Below are 18078 nucleotides of genomic sequence, written 5' to 3' on the forward strand. Positions count from 1 at the left end.
ACCGTGTTTGCTATATTTACTGCGCCGATTATTTAATCAGGCGCCCCATATCTTTCAGGACGTCCTTGCCTAAACTTGTCAAGGTATGCTGTTCGGTATCACCTGAGCGGTAATACATCATCACCCAGCCCATAGGGTCAACCACATAAAATGCGTGGGGGTCGAAAGGATCAATTTCTAAGCTTTTTAAGTTGTTTAAAAAAGCCGAGCCATTCGTATACAGCACCGAGAGGTCGCTGTGCTCAGCATCAATAAAGTCACGTAAGTTTGCAGACAATGGTCCATCGACGGCGAGATAAACTCGCTCAACTCGATCCATTTTTTTACCCAGCGCGGTTTGCGTCTGACGCGTCAAATACAGCATACGCTCACAGGCATCAATGCAGTCTCGGCCACCAACAACCATAAACACCCATCGCGATTCAGCGCGATCGAACAAAAACTCACCGCCATCTATACGCTGGGGATTTAGGTCACCGAGCTGCATTGGTGGACTGATCAATGTGCCGCGATTTACCGTTCTAAAATTAATAATATCTTCCTTCGCCAAATAGAAAACAGCGCTGGACAATAAGATCACCGCGATGGGAATACCCAATATCAAACTAAGAAGGCGCTTACCGCGCTTAGGATCAATAGATGTTGTCATAGGTCTTTGTTCTCTTCACCCTTACGAAGCTTACGTAGCTCCATTAGATTTGTATTACGAAAAATGAAAATAATGGCCAAAGCCAGCGCCATGGCAAACCACTGCACGGCGTACCCTGTATGCTTTGCAGGCGACACATTAACGACGAGTCGCTCAGTCTGCAATGCCCCCACACTGCTAGCATCAAGCCGCAGACTAACCGGTAGAATCTCGGGAAATTCCTTTCTCTCAGTATCAATATCTAACCACTGCTGACGACGCGGCCAAGTGGTATGAAGCTCGGTCCCCAAACTGAAGTTTTTCTCTTCGCTGCGATATAACTCACCCGTAATCGTCACCACACCCTCGGGAATCGACACCGCAGGCAAGGTCCGACGAGAGGCATCGCCCGCAATCCATCCCCGATTAACCAGCAAAGCACCACCATCACTGAGATTAAAGACAGCCATTATCTCATAACCGAATCGGCCGCGAAAAATTCGATTGTCTAATAACCAATATCGGCTGGCATCAAATTCACCGCTTGCATATACCGGGCGATAATTAGGGTAGTTATCTAGCGTTGTAATGCTTAGTGCGGGTAATAGCCGACGTTCTTCAAAATCGGCGAGCAGTACCTTTTTTTGATCTGCGCGCTGCAACTGCCAGAAACCAAGACTCACTAACACTGGCAGTATCAAGATAATAGCGAGGGCCGACTTCCAATCTAGCTGCCATTGAAATCTAGTCCGCTGCGCCACCATTTATGAAATCCTATTGTGTATAATTCGGCAAACACTTTAGAGGCTCACCAATATGTGGTTAAAGATTGTCATAATCGTGCTGTTTATCGCACTCGTCATCAGCCTATTTAGTGGGCTGTTCTTCTTAATACAAGATCGTGGTACTACCATGCGAACGTGGCAATCGCTAAAGGTTCGCTTGATTATCGCAGCACTGTTGATGAGTTTTCTGTTTTACGGCGTGTTTACTGGAAAACTCGGATCTAAGGCGCCTTGGGATCAACGTCATCTAGACTCAGGGGAAACTAGCCAGCAAACACCATAGCCTTTCAATAAAGAACTTGGCCGGTATCATCCACTTACAAAGTAAGCAGATGTACCGGCCAAATTTAGTGAGCTAATAGCTGTGTACGTTTAAATAATATAAACGAACAAGAACAAGAACACCCATACCACGTCGACAAAGTGCCAGTACCAAGATGATGCTTCAAAACCGAACTGATCTTCAGCAGAGAAGTGGCCCTTGGTTTTGGAACGCAACCACTGCACTAATAACATGAAGGTACCCATTGCCACGTGAAAGCCGTGGAAACCGGTCAACATGAAGAAAGTGGTGCCGTAAACACCGCTGTTCAGGCGAATACCATATTCAAAAAGCGCTTCGTGGTATTCCAAGTACTGTACGTACAAGAAGATACAACCTAGGGCTACAGTCACAAACAACCACAAATTGAATTTCTTGCGATCATTCTGCTTGATGCCCATGTGGGCAATATGACACGTGAAACTAGATGTCAGCAGAATGAGGGTATTGTACAAAGGTAACCAGTGGAAAATATTGGCAAAACCAGGGAAGGACAGACCATTTTCAGCACCAACAAACTCGCCGTTGTTCGCTAAATGTCCCGCTGCAGCCTGCGCCTTTACACCGCCAATCGCGTCTTGCGGTGTCTCTAAAAGGGGCCAAGTGTATTCAAAACCAGGCCACAATAACGCATTCATAGCGCCATCACCTTCACCGGCCAACCACGGCGCGGACAAATTACGGATATAGAACAAGGCACCAAAGAAGGCCGCAAAAAACATCACTTCGGAGAAAATAAACCACTGCATACCAATCACGTAGGATCGCTTAAGCTGGGCACTGTTCATGCCTGCACGGTTTTCACGAATCGCCGTGCTAAACCAAACCCACAGAGTCACTGCAAGCCACGCTAAACCAGCAAATAAAACAAAGCTGGAATTAGTCTCCTCGCCTGCGCGATAAGTGCTGTCATTAATGACACTTGCCGCACCATAAACGATGGTTGTCATGCCTATCGAAGCACTGATAGCAAGCTTACTACTGTCGGGCACATAGTATGTTTCGTGCCCTGTATTGCTTTGACCCGCCATTATTAAATCTCCATTTTCTCGGGAGAGAAAAATCTATTTTCTATTTCGATGACGACGCCACAGAATCCTGTTTTGCGGCCATCTCGGTTACGTCAAAAATTGTGTACGATAAGGTAATAACGTGGATATCTTCGGGTAAGTCACGATCTATTATAAATTGTAGCGGCAGATCGGCGTCTTTGCCCGCAGCCAAGGGCTGCTGATTAAAACAAAAACACTCCGTTTTATGAAAATACTGGGCCGCGCGAGAAGGAACAATACTTGGAATAGCCTGCGACACCATAAACCGGTTTTGCGTATTTTTCGCAAAAAAGGTGACATGGCTGGACGCGCCAGGATGGACTTCAACCTGGCTGGTATTCGGCGCAAATTCCCAAGGCATCTGCTCGTTGTTTTGCGCGACAAATTGCACTTTCACAATTCGGCTTGTATCGATCTGGCTATCTATAACGGTGTATTGATCACCAGTCGTCTTACCGTTAATGCCCAACACTTCACACAAAGCATCGTAAAGCGGGGGCATTACCCACATGGCGAACACAAACATAATAATAGCCAAGCCCAACAATTTAATGCTGAGTATCGTGGTCTTTTTATCTGCTTGATTCGCCATAATTACCTAACTCCTCACTTCAATTCTGGAGGCGTTGTAAAGGTGTGGTATGGCGCAGGCGTTGGCACTGTCCACTCCAAAGTTGTACCACCTTCCCAGACTTTCGGATCGCTGACCGGCTTGCCGTGAGTAATTGTTCTAACGATATTGAACAAGAACAACAGCTGGCTACCACCGTAAATAAACGCACCAATGGATGACATCATATTGAAGTCAGCAAACATCAGATTGTAATCAGGAATACGACGCGGCATACCTGCTAGACCCACAAAGTGCTGCGGGAAGAAAGTCAGGTTAAAACCAACGAACGAGATCCAGAAATGGGCTTTACCCATGGTCTCGTTGTACATTTTGCCAGTCCACTTTGGAATCCAGTAGTACACAGCAGCAGACAGCGCAAAGATCGCACCCGCAACCATGGTGTAGTGGAAATGGGCTACAACAAAGTAACTATCGTGGTATTGGAAATCCGCAGGCGCAATAGCAAGCATCAAGCCGGAGAAACCACCGATGGTGAACAAGAACACCTTAGCAATCGCAAATAGCATTGGCGTTTCCAAGGTAATAGAGCCCTTGAACATGGTGGTGATCCAGTTGAACACCTTGGCCGCCGTTGGCACTGCAATTAACATGGTGGCGTACATAAAGAACAGTTCGCCTGCAATCGGCATACCTACCGTGTACATATGGTGAGCCCATACGATAAACGACAAGAAAGCGATTGACGATGTTGCGTAAACCATTGAGTCGTAACCGAACAAAGGTTTGCGAGAGAAGGTTGGAATAACCTCTGACACGACCCCAAATGCTGGCAGAATGATGATATACACTTCTGGGTGACCAAAGAACCAGAACACGTGCTGGAACAATACTGGGTCGCCACCACCGGCAGCATTAAAGAAGCTGGTACCGAAGTGAATATCCATCAACATCATGGTTACTGCACCCGCCAGTACCGGCATTACCGCCACTAACAAGAACGCAGTAATCAACCAAGTCCATACAAACATCGGCATTTTCATGTAAGTCATGCCAGGCGCGCGCATGTTTACTACAGTAGCAATGATGTTAATCGAACCCATGATCGACGATATACCCATGGCGTGAACCGCAAATATAAAGAAGGTCACACTTGGTGGTGCATACGTTGTCGACAACGGTGCATAGAACGTCCAGCCAAAGTTTGGACCACCACCTTCCATAAAGAGGGTAGAAGCCAGCAACAAAAACGTTGGTGGCAGAATCCAGAATGACCAGTTGTTCATGCGCGGCAACGCCATATCAGGCGCGCCAATCATCAATGGAATCATCCAGTTAGCCAAGCCAACAAAGGCCGGCATAATGGCACCGAAAACCATGACTAAACCATGCATGGTCGTCATTTGGTTAAAGAACTCAGGCTGTACTATTTGTAAGCCTGGCTGAAACAATTCAGCGCGAATGATCATGGCGAACGAGCCGCCAAGCAAAAACATCGCAAAGCTGAACCACAGATACATCGTACCGATGTCTTTGTGGTTGGTGGTAAATAACCACCTAGTTAAACCTTTAGCAGGTCCGTGATGAGCACCCATGGTGTAATCCCCCTACTGACCTTTCTTGAAATTGTAAATATCAACCGGCTGCAACATGTCACCCATGTTGTTGCCGAACGCGTTGCGCTGGTAGGTAATAACCGCAGCTATATCCACTTCATTTAGCTGGCTACCAAATGCCGGCATCGCTGTGCCAGCTACACCGTTTACGATGCGGTCGATATGATCTTTTATTGGCCCAGTCGCAATAGCACTGCCAGCAATAGCATTACCTATGCCACCCTCACCATTCGCGCCATGACATGCCGCGCAAGCAGTGGTGTAAACCGACTTACCGCGCTCAACCAACTCATCCAAAGAGAAGTCTTTCGCCATCAATGCTTTAACCTCAGCTGAGGCCGCTTGCTTCTCGGCTAACCACGCTTTGTACTCAGGCTCTTCAACAACGTTAACCACAATGGGCATAAAGCCGTGGTTGCGACCGCAAAGCTCAGCACACTGACCGCGGAAAACGCCGGTTTCAGTCGCTTTAGTCCACGATTCGTTGATGAAACCAGGAATAGCATCGCGCTTCACAGCCAGTGCCGGCACCCACCAAGCGTGCAATACGTCGTTGGCTGTAACAAGAAAGCGTACTTTCTTGTTAACTGGAATAACGACGGGCTCATCAACTTCTAACAAATAGTTAGAGCCTTTGGCCTCTGTATTTGCAATTTCGGCGCCGTCGGTCGACAAGTTAGAAAAGAAACTTATATTGTCGCCTTCAGGATTGATATATTCATATTTCCACTTCCACTGGTAGCCGGTGATCAGGATGTCGAGATCAGCGTCATCGGTGTCGTAGATTTCGATCAGTGTTTTTGTAGCTGGAACAGCCATAAACAACAGGATCAGAAATGGAACTATGGTCCAAGCAATTTCCACGCGGGTATTTTCGTGAAAAGTTGCCGGCTCCTGGTGACGCTCTTTACGGTATGCAAATACCGAATAAAACATCACGCCAAAAACCACTATGCCTGTTACGACGCAAATGTAGAAAACCCACATATGCAAATCGTAAATTTGATGACCAACCTCGGTAATACCTGGGGTCATATTGGTTTGCCAACGCTCAACCTGCTCGGCCCATGCGCCGGTACTGAACAGACTTAGCAGCATTAGCACAGGACTAAGCGCCAGCTTAAGCAGCCGTTTCGCTTCTAAATACATCTCCCGTGTCTCCATTTACGTTAATAAAGCCCCAACACCACACAAAGACTGCCATGTACAAGTTTTCAATCTGCCTGGGGAACACAATCGTTAAATTGGACTCTTAGACAGATGCAAACAAACCCCGGTGCGAATTTATTTTAAATTCGCATTGAGATTTATTCGTAATTTGCACATCACAAACCCATAGACGCTGCTTTGGGTGCGACAAAACGCCGCAATTATAAACCCGTTGAATGCGCCAGCGCTACTCTGCTGCAGAGGAATAAGCAGTAACTTATACAATAAATTCAGCTCGTCCCGGCCGCCCACACTAATTAAAGTGTTGATCTAAATCAAAAACCACTAGATATAGGGTAAAATCTATTTTAATTCCGATATCCAGATCGGTTTAAATCCGCTCTAATTCTGTGCAGGCACACTACGCACTCAGCTATTTACGCGATATATTTGCGCAATGACCCCTATGCAACACGCCAGCCGCCGTATCCGAGCACTTTCCGGGCCAATGATCCTTGCGAATCTGTCTGTGCCACTACTGGGTATTGTAGATACGGCTATTCTTGGTCACCTGAATGATAGTCGCTATTTAAGCGCGGTCGCCATCAGTAGCAGCTTGCTTGCCTTTTTATACTGGGGCTTTGGGTTTTTACGAATGGGCACCACGGGTGCCAGCGCACAAGCACATAACCACAACGAGAGCGCTGGCCTGCTAATAAAGGCACTGGCGTTTAGCTGGGTAATCGCAATATTTATATTATTTGCGGGTCACTCGCTAAGCCATATCGGCCTGTCGCTAATGAACGCCAACGACTCCTTAATGCCCCTAGCTCAAAGCTATCTGCACATCCGCCTATACAGTGCACCCGCCGTTTTGGGAACCTATGTGGTGGTTGGCTGGCAAATCGGCCAGCAGCAAACTCGCTGGCCGCTGGCGATTGCACTCACCAGCAACATCATCAATATCGCCCTAGACTATGTCTTTGTCATCAAACTCAATCTCTACAGCGATGGCGCGGCAGTCGCCAGCGCCATCAGCGAATATTGTGGCTTTGGCTTGGCACTTTGGTCGGTGCGCTCGCCACTGAAACACATCAGCAAACTCGGCATTAGCCATGCATGGCTACAAGGCCCGAAGCTTAAACAGCTACTTACTAGCAATTTTCAACTTTTCATTCGCACCGCGGCTCTATTATTTAGCTTTGCTTTTTTCACGGCCCAAAGTGCAACACTGGGCCAGAATCAACTCGCCGCGAACGCGATACTGATCCAATTAATGATGATTAGCGCCTACGGCTTGGATGGCTTTGCCCACGCGGCAGAAGCCTTGGTAGGGGAGGCCTATAGACGACGTGATAGGGCACTACTAATCACCACCTGCCTGGCCTGCGCTAAGTACTGCGCAGTAACCGCGGTAATGGCAAGCGCTGCGCTATTCATATTCAAGTCTGCCATTATCGGCGTCATGACAGATTTGCCAGTCGTCGGCCAACTAGTGCGCCAGTATTATTACTGGATAATCTGGCTGCCATTACTATGCGCACCCAGCTACCTCCTAGACGGCATATATATCGGCTCGCTAAAAACCCAGACCATGCAATGGTGCATGTTATTTTGCGTCAGCGCGGTGTACCTGCCGCTTTGGGCTGCCACCCAGAACTGGGGCAACCAAGGGCTCTGGCTTGCCTTTAGCGCATTCAATTTAGCTCGCGGCCTAAGCTTAGCCCTGTTGTTTCCCTACAGTATTCTTAAAAATATACCATCTCGGTAATCCGACCACCGCTACTATACGTAACATCCTCGGTCTCAGAAAAATCGTTCTTAACAGCACCTAACTGTGACGCCGCTCTAGTTCCTTGATGATAGGCATTGATTAAGGCATACAGCTAGGTAACAATATTTGTGTATATCGGTATCAAAATTGATTGCCCTGTTTTTACACCCGATTTTCACGTCATTTTTTGAAGAGGTATGACCAATGAAAAAGTCCACATATTTACTCCTAGGCTTGTTACTTAGCCTGATAAGTAGCAGCGTATTTGCTCAGTGTGCTGCACGCGCCGTGTTCCGCGCTCCTGATATTCCTGAATTACGCGATACCAGCTTTGAACAGGTCGCTCAACTTGAAGAGGCGGTCAGAAACTATCTTGCGGACGCTGAACAGAAACTGGAAGAGTGTGGCAATAGAGTGTCCCCACTTAGCTATAACCTTGCCGTCGATCGCATGGAGCGAGTCGCCAAGGGTTACAACGAGCTAGCCGAATTTTATAACCGGACCAATGGTGTCACAGAAGTGAAGGTCGCGATTAACTAAGCTTTTCTCAAGGAGTGGCCTGTCTTAGAAGACAGTGCCTAAACCCACAGCCTAGCCAAAATACAGGTTGTGGGGCCTATCTTTTTTTGTACCTAAAACATGCAAACCGTTTGCTGCACCGACGCTACTATTCGGCCACGCTCAGCACGCCAAATTTTTAGCTGCCGTCTTTAATAACTGCTCACAGCGCAGCGCAGCGGAGCCCGCAATATCCCGATTTGGTATAATCAAAAACAAATCGGCATAGCGCTCCCCGCCTTCATTTAATGGCAAGGGCAGAATTTCTCCACTCTCCAATTCCGCCCGCACCGCTATTTCGGGCAGCCACGCAAACCCCAAACCACGCGCCACCGCGCTTATCGATATATCCATACGACTTACCGTTAGACGCTGGGCGGCGTCCAGCCAGCCCGAATCTCGCTTTTTGCGAACCCCAGAATCCATTACCACCACTTGTCGAAATGGCCGTAAATCCCGATAGTCTAAGCTGCGCTCCAGCATATGTAAGGCATGATGGCGGTGCGCCACCGCAATAAACTTCACTCTCAACAAGTGATCGCCAAGAAAACCCGGTGGCACGATACCAGTAATCGCAACATCGCAGCGCCTCTCAAGCAGAGCCTCTTCAGCACCACTCAACACCGTTTCAACGCATTCAATACGAGTATTCGGACAGCTTTCGCTGAGCTCATGCAAACAATCTAACATTGCATGACCGGGGAAAAGGGCATCACACACAATTCTTAGCTGAGGCTCCCAACCTGCCGCGACGGACTTGGCGGACTGCTCTAGACGCAGGGCTTCATCAATTAAGCCCCGCCCACGGCGGTAGAGCACTTGGCCAACTTCTGTCAGCTCAGACTTCCTGCCACGAATTTTAAAAACCTTAACACCTAGCTGCTCTTCCATTTTCTGGATGTTATACGTCACCGCAGACTGACTTTTGTGTAAAACCTCCGCAGCGCGGGCATAACTACCCTCATCCACCACCGCCAAAAAACAGTGCCACTGCTCAAGATTCGTTTTAGGGCCCAACATACATCAATTTTCCTGATCATTATTAGCAATAAATTGCGCTTTTTAAACAACTTTATCAATAGTTTAATGGGCCCAGCTAGTAACGTAAGACATTAATCCCGGAGCACCTTATGACTAACATTCTTCATATCAATAGCAGCGTATTTGGCCAAGGCGGCACATCCAGTCAAATGAGCCAAGAATTTATTCAGGCTTTGCGCAATAAACAGGACGACTCCACCCTGATTTTTCGCGACTTACACGAAAACCCACTGCCGCATTTAGACGGCGAGCGATTCACCGCCTTTGTCACACCGGCAGAACAACGAAGTCCTGCCCAGCACGCCATAGTCGCGGAATCAGATATCCTGATAAATGAACTGCGCGATGCCGACATTATTGTGCTCGGGATGCCACTCTACAATCTTGGCGTGCCATCCACATTTAAAGCCTATATCGACCATATTGCCCGCGCCGGTGAGACCTTTCGCTACACCGCTAATGGTCCACAGGGTCTATTAAGCGATAAAAAAGTATATGTTTTTGCAGCCCGCGGTGGCCAATACCTCGACACGCCAATGGATACGCAAACCCCGTATCTGCGGCATATTTTAGGCTTGATGGGTATCAGTGATATCGAATTTATTTACGCGGAAGGCTTAAATATGGGGCCCGAGCTTGCCAAGCAAGCATTGACTAACGCCCGCAAGCAACTGCTTGACAGTGTCGCCTGAAGCCACGCGCCAGAATACACTAGGGAGAATGATCATGACGATTCGCACAGTAACTCGTATTATTCCAGCCCGCGCCACCTCTGACGGTGCAGGCGTGAAATTAAAGCGCAGTATCGGGCAATCTAACGCCGCAAGGCACGATCCGTTTTTGATGCTTGACGAATTTTTTTCTGACGAGCCCGCCGACTATCTGGCAGGATTCCCCTCGCATCCCCACCGTGGCTTTGAGACCGTGACCTATATGCTAGAAGGTCATATGCTCCACGAAGATCATCTTGGTAACAAAGGCCATCTTCGTGACGGCGGCGTGCAATGGATGACGGCGGGGCGCGGTGTTATTCACTCGGAAATGCCGCAGCAAGAAGCAGGTCGGATGCGCGGTTTTCAACTGTGGATTAATTTGCCCGCCGCGGAGAAAATGCAAGCAGCAAGTTATCAGGACATCCCGGCTGCAAATATCCCTCAGTTAACACTCAGCGAACATAGCAAGGCCACCCTCATTGCCGGTCGCAGTAAAATCAACGGTATCGACGCCATCGGCTACATAAATGGCGAAGACGGCAAAGAACTAAGTACCGACCCTGTTTATATCGACTTGCGGCTCAGCGCGGGCGAGGGCGCAGACGTCATGCTAGCTAAAGCCCACAATGCATTTGTATATGTGTATGAGGGCAGTGTAATCATCGGCGATGAGCATATCGCCAACAATTGCAGCGCCTTGCTAAGCCCGGGCGAACAGCTAAAAGTCAGTTCACCTAAGGGGGCACGCCTTCTTATTCTAGCGGCTAAACCCATTGGCGAAGCCGTAGTGCAATACGGGCCATTTGTAATGAACTCCAGCGAAGAAATTGAGCAAGCCCTTCAAGATTACCGAGACGGGGTTCTCGCCATCGCCTAGCGCTACGTAGCAAAGCCGCCTATAACGTGGATACTGGAGAAAGTATCTGCGCAAGCGAATCCAGGCCGGAAATATCTCGCCTCTCCTTGTAATCGGCAACACCAAAAAGCACTAAGAAAAACAACTAAATAGCTAAAACTCATCGAAGCTAATTTTTTGCTGACTAAAACCTACGGGCACTATCAACAACATTGTATTTACGCTTTTGATTCAAGCGCGATATAGTAGGGGCTTGGCTCTAAAGGAGTATATTTTATGACGACATCAATGTTGGTACGCGACGTAATGACCTCACCGTCGCCAATGGTAAAACAAGGCAGTGACTTGGGCGAGGTCGTAAAAACCTTACTTAAACACGGCGTGTTTGGCCTTCCCGTCGTCAATGACCTTCATGAACTTGTCGGCTTTGTTTCGGAGCAAGATTGTATCCACTCGGTGTTAGTCAGTAGCTACCACTGCGAAGGCTCACCCAGCGTCGACGATGTAATGAGTCGCGAAGTATTGGCCGTAGAAGCGAACTCTTCTATTATCGACCTTGCCCAGCAAATGGGTAAAAACAAGCCCAAGTCCTACCCTGTAACCGAGGACGGCAAGTTAATAGGTCTTGTCACCCGCAGCGCTATCCTAGAATCACTCTGGGATAACCGCACCAGCTGTGACTTGCCCAACAGCAAACTTTAATTCCTCACGTCACCACAATTCGCTGCCAGCGACAATGCTGCAGCGATATCCTTGGAACGACGCTTTAAAGGAATAGCGGTATGAAAAGCCTACCTTGGCGCGCTTTGATTTTCAGCCTATTATTCTTTTGCACACTCTTCGCGACGACATCATTCGCAACGACACTGACTGACATTCCTTATGGCACCGCCAAGGAACAAAAACTCGATATCTATCTACCAGACAAGGCCGCAAATAGCCCCATTATATTTATGGTTCACGGCGGCGCATGGCGCTTCGGCGACAAACAAAATCGAGGCCTAGTAAAATCCAAGGTAGCGCGCTGGGTTAGTAGGGGATGGGCTTTCGTTTCTATAAATTATCGCATGCTGCCAAATACCGCCCCAGACCAACAGGCAGTTGATGTGGCAAAGGCCTTAGCTTATGTGCAGACCCACAGCGCAAAATGGGCCGCCGATAGCTCGAAAATAATTGTCATGGGACACTCAGCAGGCGCCCATCTAGTATCACTATTGGTAACGGATCCCAGCTTGTCAGACAGCAAGACCTTAGCGCCGATTCAAGGCGCCATTCTATTAGACACCGCAGCCTTAGATGTCAGCCGCCTCATGACTCAAAAACATGCTCGTCTCTACGACCGAGCTTTTGGTGACAATCCCATTTATTGGCGCAAAGTCTCCGCAATAGAACACCTCCATAACAAAGTAAAACCGGTGTTATTGGTCTGCTCAACACAGCGCGAAGACAGCTGTGAACAAGCTAATTATTTCGTCAACAAAGCACTTAAACTGGGCGTGAAAGCACAGCAATTACGCATCGACTTGTCCCATAGTAAAATCAATACCTCACTCGGTGATAACAACCTCTACACTGATCAAATTGAAGATTTTATTCGCACCTTAGATCCATACTTCAATGCCTATTTACAAACGCGCGCCAGGTGACCGAGACCATTTATGCAAGGAACGCTCAATATTATTCTACTTACCGCCGCCGCCGGTGCCTGCATTCCTATTGGCGGCCTGATAGCCAGTCAGACACGGATTCAACAGAAGTGGTTGGATGAAGAATTTCGCCACTCAGTCATCGCCCTAGGCGCAGGAATTTTACTTGGCGCCGTCGCCATCGTCTTAGTGCCAGACGCTTTGGAACACCTTAATCATTCTCCCTGGGCCATCGCATTGATGCTAAGTGGCGGCTTGATATTCTATTGGCTGGAAAAGTATCTGGATATTCACCGCCGCTCAGCACCGCAATTTACCGGCATGTTACTAGACTACGTCCCCGAGTCACTGGCTCTTGGCGGTATTGCCGCCAGTGGTGCAGACACGACTATGCTACTTGCGGTACTCATCGGCCTGCAGAATTTACCAGAGGGCTTCAACGCCTACAAAGAGCTCACTGACACCGGTCGATCATCGAATAAAGTTTTACTATTAATGCTAGCGCTGGTGCCACTTGGCCCACTCGTTGGCTTAGCCGGTTATGCAGCCCTTGGCGATCAACACGAAATTCTTGGCAGCATTATGCTGGTCGCCAGCGGGGGTATTCTCTATCTCATATTCCAAGACATTGCACCGCAAATACCAATCCGCAAACACCGAGGCCCACCGCTCGGTGCCGTTATCGGGTTTAGTATTGCCATGCTAGGTTTAGTTCTTAACCAATACTAGAGCGGGGTTTATTTACATACCACGGCGGTATACGCTCAGTGATACTTTACCTACCGCCGTTTATTCAAAGGGTTTTTATGCGACTTCTGCTCATGGTCACCATCTCAGTCTTACTCTGCGCTTGCGGGCTTTCATCCTATGATCAATCTCGCGAATGGCGCCTGCAAGAGTGCGAGAAAGTACTAGACAACACTGACCGCGCCAACTGTAAAACTAATACCCCGGACTATAAATAAAGAGGTACTTTGGCCCACTTTCGCCGATTTCTTAACACCCGTAAATACCACTTTATAAGCAATGGCTGCGGCCTACAGCTAGCTCAACATCCATGCAATCCAAAACCGCCAAAGTATCGTCGCAAGGGATACCCAGCATTCTCAGAATCAATGTTTACAGTGAATAAATAGTGTTAAGCTTCCGCGATATTAAATAATCATTGCTTAAAATTGTATGGCTGCCCAAGTCACAATTTCGGCTAAATAGGGGGAGACCTATGACACAACACAAATATGACATCGTTATTTTCGGCGCCAGCAGCTTTGTCGGCGAGATCCTGTGCCAGTACTTGAGCAAAAATCGAGAAGAGCCTGCTTTGCGCTGGGCGATTGCCGGTCGCTCCGCTGCAAAACTTGAGGCGGTTAAAGCCAAACTAGATAAAGCAGATTTAGATATCATTATCGCCGATGCGGCTGATGAAGAATCATTGCGGGCACTCTGCGCCCAAACAAGCGTTGTCACCACCACCGTCGGCCCCTACGCACTTTACGGCGAGCCCTTAGTGAAAGTCTGCGCAGAAACAGGCACCGACTACTGCGATCTAACCGGCGAAGCACAGTGGATACGCCAAATGGTAGAACGCTACGACGCAACGGCAAAGGCCTCTGGCGCACGCATTGTAAATTGCTGTGGTTTTGATTCTATTCCCTCTGATTTAGGCGTGTATTACACCCAGCAACAAAGCCAAAATCTATTTAAAGAAAATTGTAACGACATCAGCATGCGCGTAAAAGCGGCCAAAGGCGGATTATCTGGTGGCACCTTTGCCAGCCTAATAAATGTCATGAAGGAGGCATCGAATAACCCGGCTCTGCGCAAGGAACTGAGTGACCCGTATTCGCTCTGCGTCGACGACACCACCAAAACACGTCAAGTTAATACCGGGCTAGCGCAGTTCGATAAGCTCTCAGGCAGCTGGACAATTCCTTTCATCATGGCGGCCATCAATACTCGGGTCGTGCATCGCACTAATGCTTTGCTAAAAGAAGCTTATGCGAAGCCATTTTTATACGACGAGGCAATGATGGTCGGCAAAGGTTTTGGCGGGCGGCTGCGCGCGGGCGCTATGGGTGGCGGACTGGCCGGATTTGTGGCGGCTGCGAGCCTTAAGCCTGGACGCTGGATTCTTTCACGGGTGCTGCCTTCACCCGGCGAAGGTCCCAGCCCAACCGACCAAGAAAATGGCTTTTACGATTTGATTTTTTATGGCAAAACCGCATCGGGCAAAAAGCTACAATGTCGCGTAACCGGAGATAGAGACCCGGGTTATGGCTCAACCGCAAAAATGCTTGGCCAAGCCAGCATTTGCCTGGCCCGCGACATTGATAAAACCGAAGTTGGCGGCGGTTTGCTCACACCCGCGAGTTGCTTTGGAAACGCCTTGATTGAACGTTTAAAATCCTATTCAGGTCTCACCTTTAGCCTTATTAAATAGGTGTTTTAAAGACTGCCAGTAATCTCCGTGGTTACTGGCAGTCATCTTTTCAAAACAACAACGAAACTAACAAGCACTATGCAGACTAGCCACATCTAAAATGGCCTCATCAGCAATAAGGCTGCTATCCGAACGTCGCGACATCACGCTCGCTCACCCAAATTAAGGCCTCATCTTTTTGCAAAGGAATAAAGTGCTCAACTTCAATATTAGGAAAGGCACGTTTAATGAGCCTAGATCCCCGCGTAAACCAGCGCGCCTCACCAAGAATAGCTGTGCGTGTAAAACGATTTATATACTTAGCTAAAAACTGCATTTCTTTGAGCCAAGCTCGTATCGTAAAGCCGTCAAAATGATCAAGTTCGATAAAAATATTTAAATTATCTTCGTCAATCAGCTTGCGCTCAAGCTCCGTCAAAATAATTTCTATATCGGTATGATTAATCTTGCCAGAAACCCTAACACCTACAACGTGGGGGAAAGGAAGGGTTAACAACTCCAGCATGGAATTTCCTCCGCAAATATTTTATTAAAAGTATAGGCAAGTTCATCGCATTTGCGTTCCCTACAAACGCGAAATGCCTATTATTTTTCAATGATCGCTTCGATTTCTGCCGTCTCGAGGATCAATTAAAGTTACAATCCGAACTTCATCCTCATGAGCAAGCACCTCTTCGCCGGGTCGGGGCTGATTAACTCGTGTTGGTGGCTCTTCAATTTTACCCGTGTCATCGCGTATAGATTCTTTAAAGCCACAGCGGACGCACTCACGAATTTGCTCTAAATCAGAAACCCGATACATCACAGTTTTGTCCATCTCGGCGCACTTTGGGCAAACCGCACCTGCGATAAAACGACGTTGATTGAATACCGTAGCCATAACTATACTCCCTTTGCTACAGCGATACCGGCGTGTCGCAGCAAGGCGTCATTCGCTGGCGCGCGGCCACGAAAATTCCTAAACAACACATCCGCGTCTTCTGAACCACCGCGCTCAAGAATCTCTGTCCGGAATTTTTTGCCTACCTCAACATTCATAACGCCCTGTTCTTCAAATAGCGAAAATGCATCTGCCGACAAAACCTCGGCCCACTTATAACTGTAGTATCCCGCCGCGTAACCGCCAGCAAAAATATGCGAAAAACTATTTTGAAAACGATTAAATGCCGGCGGCTGAAATACCGACACTTGCTGACGCACGTCATTAATCAATGCATCAATATCAGCCTCGTCACTTATTTCGGATTGCATATGTAATTTAAAATCAAACAGGGAAAATTCAATTTGTCTGAGCATTTGCATGCCAGACTGAAAGTTCTTAGCGGCTAATAACTTATCAAGCAAGACTAGCGGCAATGGCTCTCCGGTTTGATAATGTGCCGATATATCTGGAATGACCGACTTTTCCCAACACCAATTTTCTAGAAACTGACTGGGTAACTCCACTGCGTCCCAGGCAACACCGCTAATACCCGCCACGCTTAAGCAATCTATCTTGGTAAGCATATGATGTAAGCCATGACCAAACTCATGGAATAAAGTGGTGACCTCGTTGTGCGTTAACAGCGAAGGGCGCTCGCTGGTTGGCGGTGAGAAATTACACACCAAAAAAGCCACCGGTTGCTGCACACCATCATCATCTAATATACGACGACCACGGGCATTGGCCATCCAAGCACCACCGCGTTTATTACTTCTAGCATATAAATCTAAATAGAAATGCGCGAGCACCTCACCGTGGCGTGATATGCGATAGCAATGCGCATCGTTATGCCAAAAATCGACATCATCAAGGGCGCTTATCTCGATATCAAACAACTGCCCCGTGATCTTGAACAAGCCACTCATTACCTTTTCAGCTGGGAAGTATGGCCGCAATTCCTCTTGGGAAAGCGTAAATGAGGCCTCTTTTAATTTTTCACTAAAGTAGGGCACATCCCATGCTTTTAATTCAGTAACACCATTTTCAGCAGCAAAAGCGCTCAACTCTGCAAACTCGCGAGTCGCTACCGGCTTGCTAGCTCGCGCTAACTCCTCAAGGAAGTCGATAACCTGCTTGCTAGTGTCGGCCATTTTGCTGGCGAGAGAATAGTCAGAGTAATGCTTAAATCCAAGCAGTTCTGACATTTCTTGACGAAGCTGCAAAATTTCGACCATCAGGGGGCCGTTATCCCACTGACCTGCCTGCGGCCCCTGTGCCGATGCACGCGTGGCGTACGCCGTGTAAATTTCTTGGCGCAATTTGCGGTTTTCAGCATACTGAATGATCGATAAATAGGTGGGAACGTCCAAGCTCAAACGGTAGCCGTCTAAGTCCTTGGTCTTAGCGGATTCACGCAAATTATCAAGCACCGTTGCGGGTACGCCCGCCAAGTCATCGGCACTTTCGATTATTTTTTCCCAAGCATCCGTGGCATCTAATACCTGATTTGAAAACTCAGTGGACAATGTACTAAGTCGCTGCTGAATAGCCGAAAAACGGCTTGCCTTGTTACCCTCTAGAGCAACGCCGGAAAGCGTAAAATCACGAAGCATATTGCTGATCGCTTTTTGGCGCGGGCCAGTTAAGCTTTTATACTCATCACTCGCGGCAAACATTTTAACCCGCTCAAACAGCGGGCGATTTTGCCCCATCTCACTGTTGTAGGCAGTTAGCATAGGCAGGCAGAGACTATAGGCGTCCCGCCATGCAGTACCGCTAAGCACACTATGCACATGACTCATTGGCGCCCAAAACCTTCCTATGCTGTCATCTATTTCTTCAAGTGGCGCCATTAAATTGGACCAATCCGGGCGGTGTTCATCGGCAACCAATGCCGCCACCTTTTGCCTAGCTTGCGCCAACAAGGTCTCGCATTCTTTAGGCATTGCCAGCGGATCGAGTGTCGAAAATATCGGTAAACTATTAGCCGTCATGTTACAAAAAT

General features: G+C 48.1%; 19 protein-coding genes. 9 read left to right on the forward strand and 10 right to left on the reverse strand.

The window, feature by feature from the left end; translation table 11 throughout:
- Nucleotides 1-28: 28 nt before the first annotated feature.
- Together AB4875_RS01505 and AB4875_RS01510 are read right to left on the reverse strand one after the other, a co-directional pair.
- Entirely contained in the window at nucleotides 29-649 is a 621-nt protein-coding gene (locus tag AB4875_RS01505) for a redox-active disulfide-containing membrane protein (protein WP_368374265.1), read from the reverse strand.
- The gene (locus AB4875_RS01510) at nucleotides 646-1392 is read right to left on the reverse strand and encodes an SURF1 family protein (RefSeq protein WP_368374266.1); all 747 of its coding nucleotides are present in this window, start codon (nucleotides 1390-1392) and stop codon (nucleotides 646-648) included. The genes AB4875_RS01505 and AB4875_RS01510 overlap by 4 nt, the downstream gene beginning before the upstream one ends.
- Nucleotides 1393-1444: 52 nt before the next feature.
- Here AB4875_RS01510 and AB4875_RS01515 point away from each other — a divergent pair, with 52 nt between their 5' ends.
- Nucleotides 1445-1696 (forward strand): DUF2909 domain-containing protein, encoded by a 252-nt coding sequence (locus AB4875_RS01515; RefSeq protein WP_368374267.1) that lies wholly within the window; start codon nucleotides 1445-1447, stop codon nucleotides 1694-1696.
- A gap of 89 nt (nucleotides 1697-1785) precedes the next feature.
- Here AB4875_RS01515 and AB4875_RS01520 read toward each other — a convergent pair whose 3' ends face one another.
- From AB4875_RS01520 to coxB, 4 genes are read right to left on the reverse strand one after another with little or no spacing between them, the layout of a single operon-like run.
- Nucleotides 1786-2766: a cytochrome c oxidase subunit 3 gene (locus tag AB4875_RS01520; RefSeq protein WP_368374268.1), complete on the reverse strand. Its 981-nt coding sequence runs from the start codon at nucleotides 2764-2766 to the stop codon at nucleotides 1786-1788.
- Between the two features lie 40 nt (nucleotides 2767-2806).
- A complete protein-coding gene (locus AB4875_RS01525) occupies nucleotides 2807-3379 on the reverse strand; it encodes a cytochrome c oxidase assembly protein (protein WP_368374269.1) in 573 nt (190 codons plus the stop codon).
- A 14-nt stretch (nucleotides 3380-3393) separates the two neighbouring features.
- The gene (gene ctaD, locus AB4875_RS01530) at nucleotides 3394-4953 is read right to left on the reverse strand and encodes a cytochrome c oxidase subunit I (RefSeq protein WP_368374270.1); all 1560 of its coding nucleotides are present in this window, start codon (nucleotides 4951-4953) and stop codon (nucleotides 3394-3396) included.
- A 12-nt stretch (nucleotides 4954-4965) separates the two neighbouring features.
- Nucleotides 4966-6123, reverse strand: coding sequence for a cytochrome c oxidase subunit II (gene coxB / locus AB4875_RS01535; RefSeq protein WP_368374271.1), 1158 nt, complete (start codon nucleotides 6121-6123; stop codon nucleotides 4966-4968).
- 466 nt (nucleotides 6124-6589) lie between these two features.
- Here coxB and AB4875_RS01540 point away from each other — a divergent pair, with 466 nt between their 5' ends.
- Together AB4875_RS01540 and AB4875_RS01545 are read left to right on the forward strand one after the other, a co-directional pair.
- Nucleotides 6590-7894 (forward strand): MATE family efflux transporter, encoded by a 1305-nt coding sequence (locus tag AB4875_RS01540; protein WP_368374272.1) that lies wholly within the window; start codon nucleotides 6590-6592, stop codon nucleotides 7892-7894.
- 207 nt (nucleotides 7895-8101) lie between these two features.
- On the forward strand, nucleotides 8102-8437 hold the full coding sequence (locus tag AB4875_RS01545; RefSeq protein ID WP_368374273.1) for a hypothetical protein: 336 nt from the start codon (nucleotides 8102-8104) through the stop codon (nucleotides 8435-8437).
- A gap of 141 nt (nucleotides 8438-8578) precedes the next feature.
- On the opposite strand, the gene AB4875_RS01550 is transcribed toward AB4875_RS01545, so the two are convergent.
- On the reverse strand, nucleotides 8579-9475 hold the full coding sequence (locus AB4875_RS01550) for a LysR family transcriptional regulator (RefSeq protein ID WP_368374274.1): 897 nt from the start codon (nucleotides 9473-9475) through the stop codon (nucleotides 8579-8581).
- Between the two features lie 110 nt (nucleotides 9476-9585).
- On the opposite strand from AB4875_RS01550, the gene AB4875_RS01555 reads away from it, so the two are divergent.
- The 6 genes from AB4875_RS01555 to AB4875_RS01580 all read left to right on the forward strand — a co-directional run bounded on the left by AB4875_RS01555 (nucleotide 9586) and on the right by AB4875_RS01580 (nucleotide 15151).
- Complete coding sequence (locus tag AB4875_RS01555; RefSeq protein WP_368374275.1) at nucleotides 9586-10188, forward strand: FMN-dependent NADH-azoreductase; 603 nt, start codon at nucleotides 9586-9588, stop codon at nucleotides 10186-10188.
- Between the two features lie 34 nt (nucleotides 10189-10222).
- The gene (locus AB4875_RS01560) at nucleotides 10223-11086 is read left to right on the forward strand and encodes a pirin family protein (RefSeq protein ID WP_368374276.1); all 864 of its coding nucleotides are present in this window, start codon (nucleotides 10223-10225) and stop codon (nucleotides 11084-11086) included.
- Between the two features lie 255 nt (nucleotides 11087-11341).
- Nucleotides 11342-11767 carry a CBS domain-containing protein gene (locus AB4875_RS01565; protein ID WP_368374277.1) on the forward strand — a complete coding sequence of 142 codons (426 nt, stop codon included), beginning with the start codon at nucleotides 11342-11344 and terminating at the stop codon, nucleotides 11765-11767.
- 80 nt (nucleotides 11768-11847) lie between these two features.
- Nucleotides 11848-12711 (forward strand): alpha/beta hydrolase, encoded by an 864-nt coding sequence (locus AB4875_RS01570; protein WP_368374278.1) that lies wholly within the window; start codon nucleotides 11848-11850, stop codon nucleotides 12709-12711.
- Between the two features lie 12 nt (nucleotides 12712-12723).
- Complete coding sequence (locus AB4875_RS01575) at nucleotides 12724-13440, forward strand: ZIP family metal transporter (RefSeq protein ID WP_368374279.1); 717 nt, start codon at nucleotides 12724-12726, stop codon at nucleotides 13438-13440.
- Nucleotides 13441-13933: 493 nt separating this feature from the next.
- Nucleotides 13934-15151 (forward strand): saccharopine dehydrogenase family protein, encoded by a 1218-nt coding sequence (locus AB4875_RS01580; protein ID WP_368374280.1) that lies wholly within the window; start codon nucleotides 13934-13936, stop codon nucleotides 15149-15151.
- Between the two features lie 124 nt (nucleotides 15152-15275).
- Here the strand turns inward: AB4875_RS01580 and AB4875_RS01585 are convergent, their stop codons facing one another.
- The 3 genes from AB4875_RS01585 to AB4875_RS01595 form a co-directional block, all read right to left on the reverse strand.
- Nucleotides 15276-15656, reverse strand: a complete 381-nt coding sequence (locus tag AB4875_RS01585; RefSeq protein WP_368374281.1) for a SpoIIAA family protein — start codon at nucleotides 15654-15656, stop codon at nucleotides 15276-15278.
- A gap of 87 nt (nucleotides 15657-15743) precedes the next feature.
- On the reverse strand, nucleotides 15744-16031 hold the full coding sequence (locus AB4875_RS01590) for a YheV family putative zinc ribbon protein (protein ID WP_368374282.1): 288 nt from the start codon (nucleotides 16029-16031) through the stop codon (nucleotides 15744-15746).
- A gap of 2 nt (nucleotides 16032-16033) precedes the next feature.
- Nucleotides 16034-18067, reverse strand: a complete 2034-nt coding sequence (locus AB4875_RS01595; protein ID WP_368374283.1) for a M3 family metallopeptidase — start codon at nucleotides 18065-18067, stop codon at nucleotides 16034-16036.
- Nucleotides 18068-18078 lie beyond the last annotated feature (11 nt).

Source organism: Zhongshania sp. R06B22, from assembly GCF_040892595.1.
Lineage (GTDB): Bacteria > Pseudomonadota > Gammaproteobacteria > Pseudomonadales > Spongiibacteraceae > Spongiibacter > Spongiibacter arctica.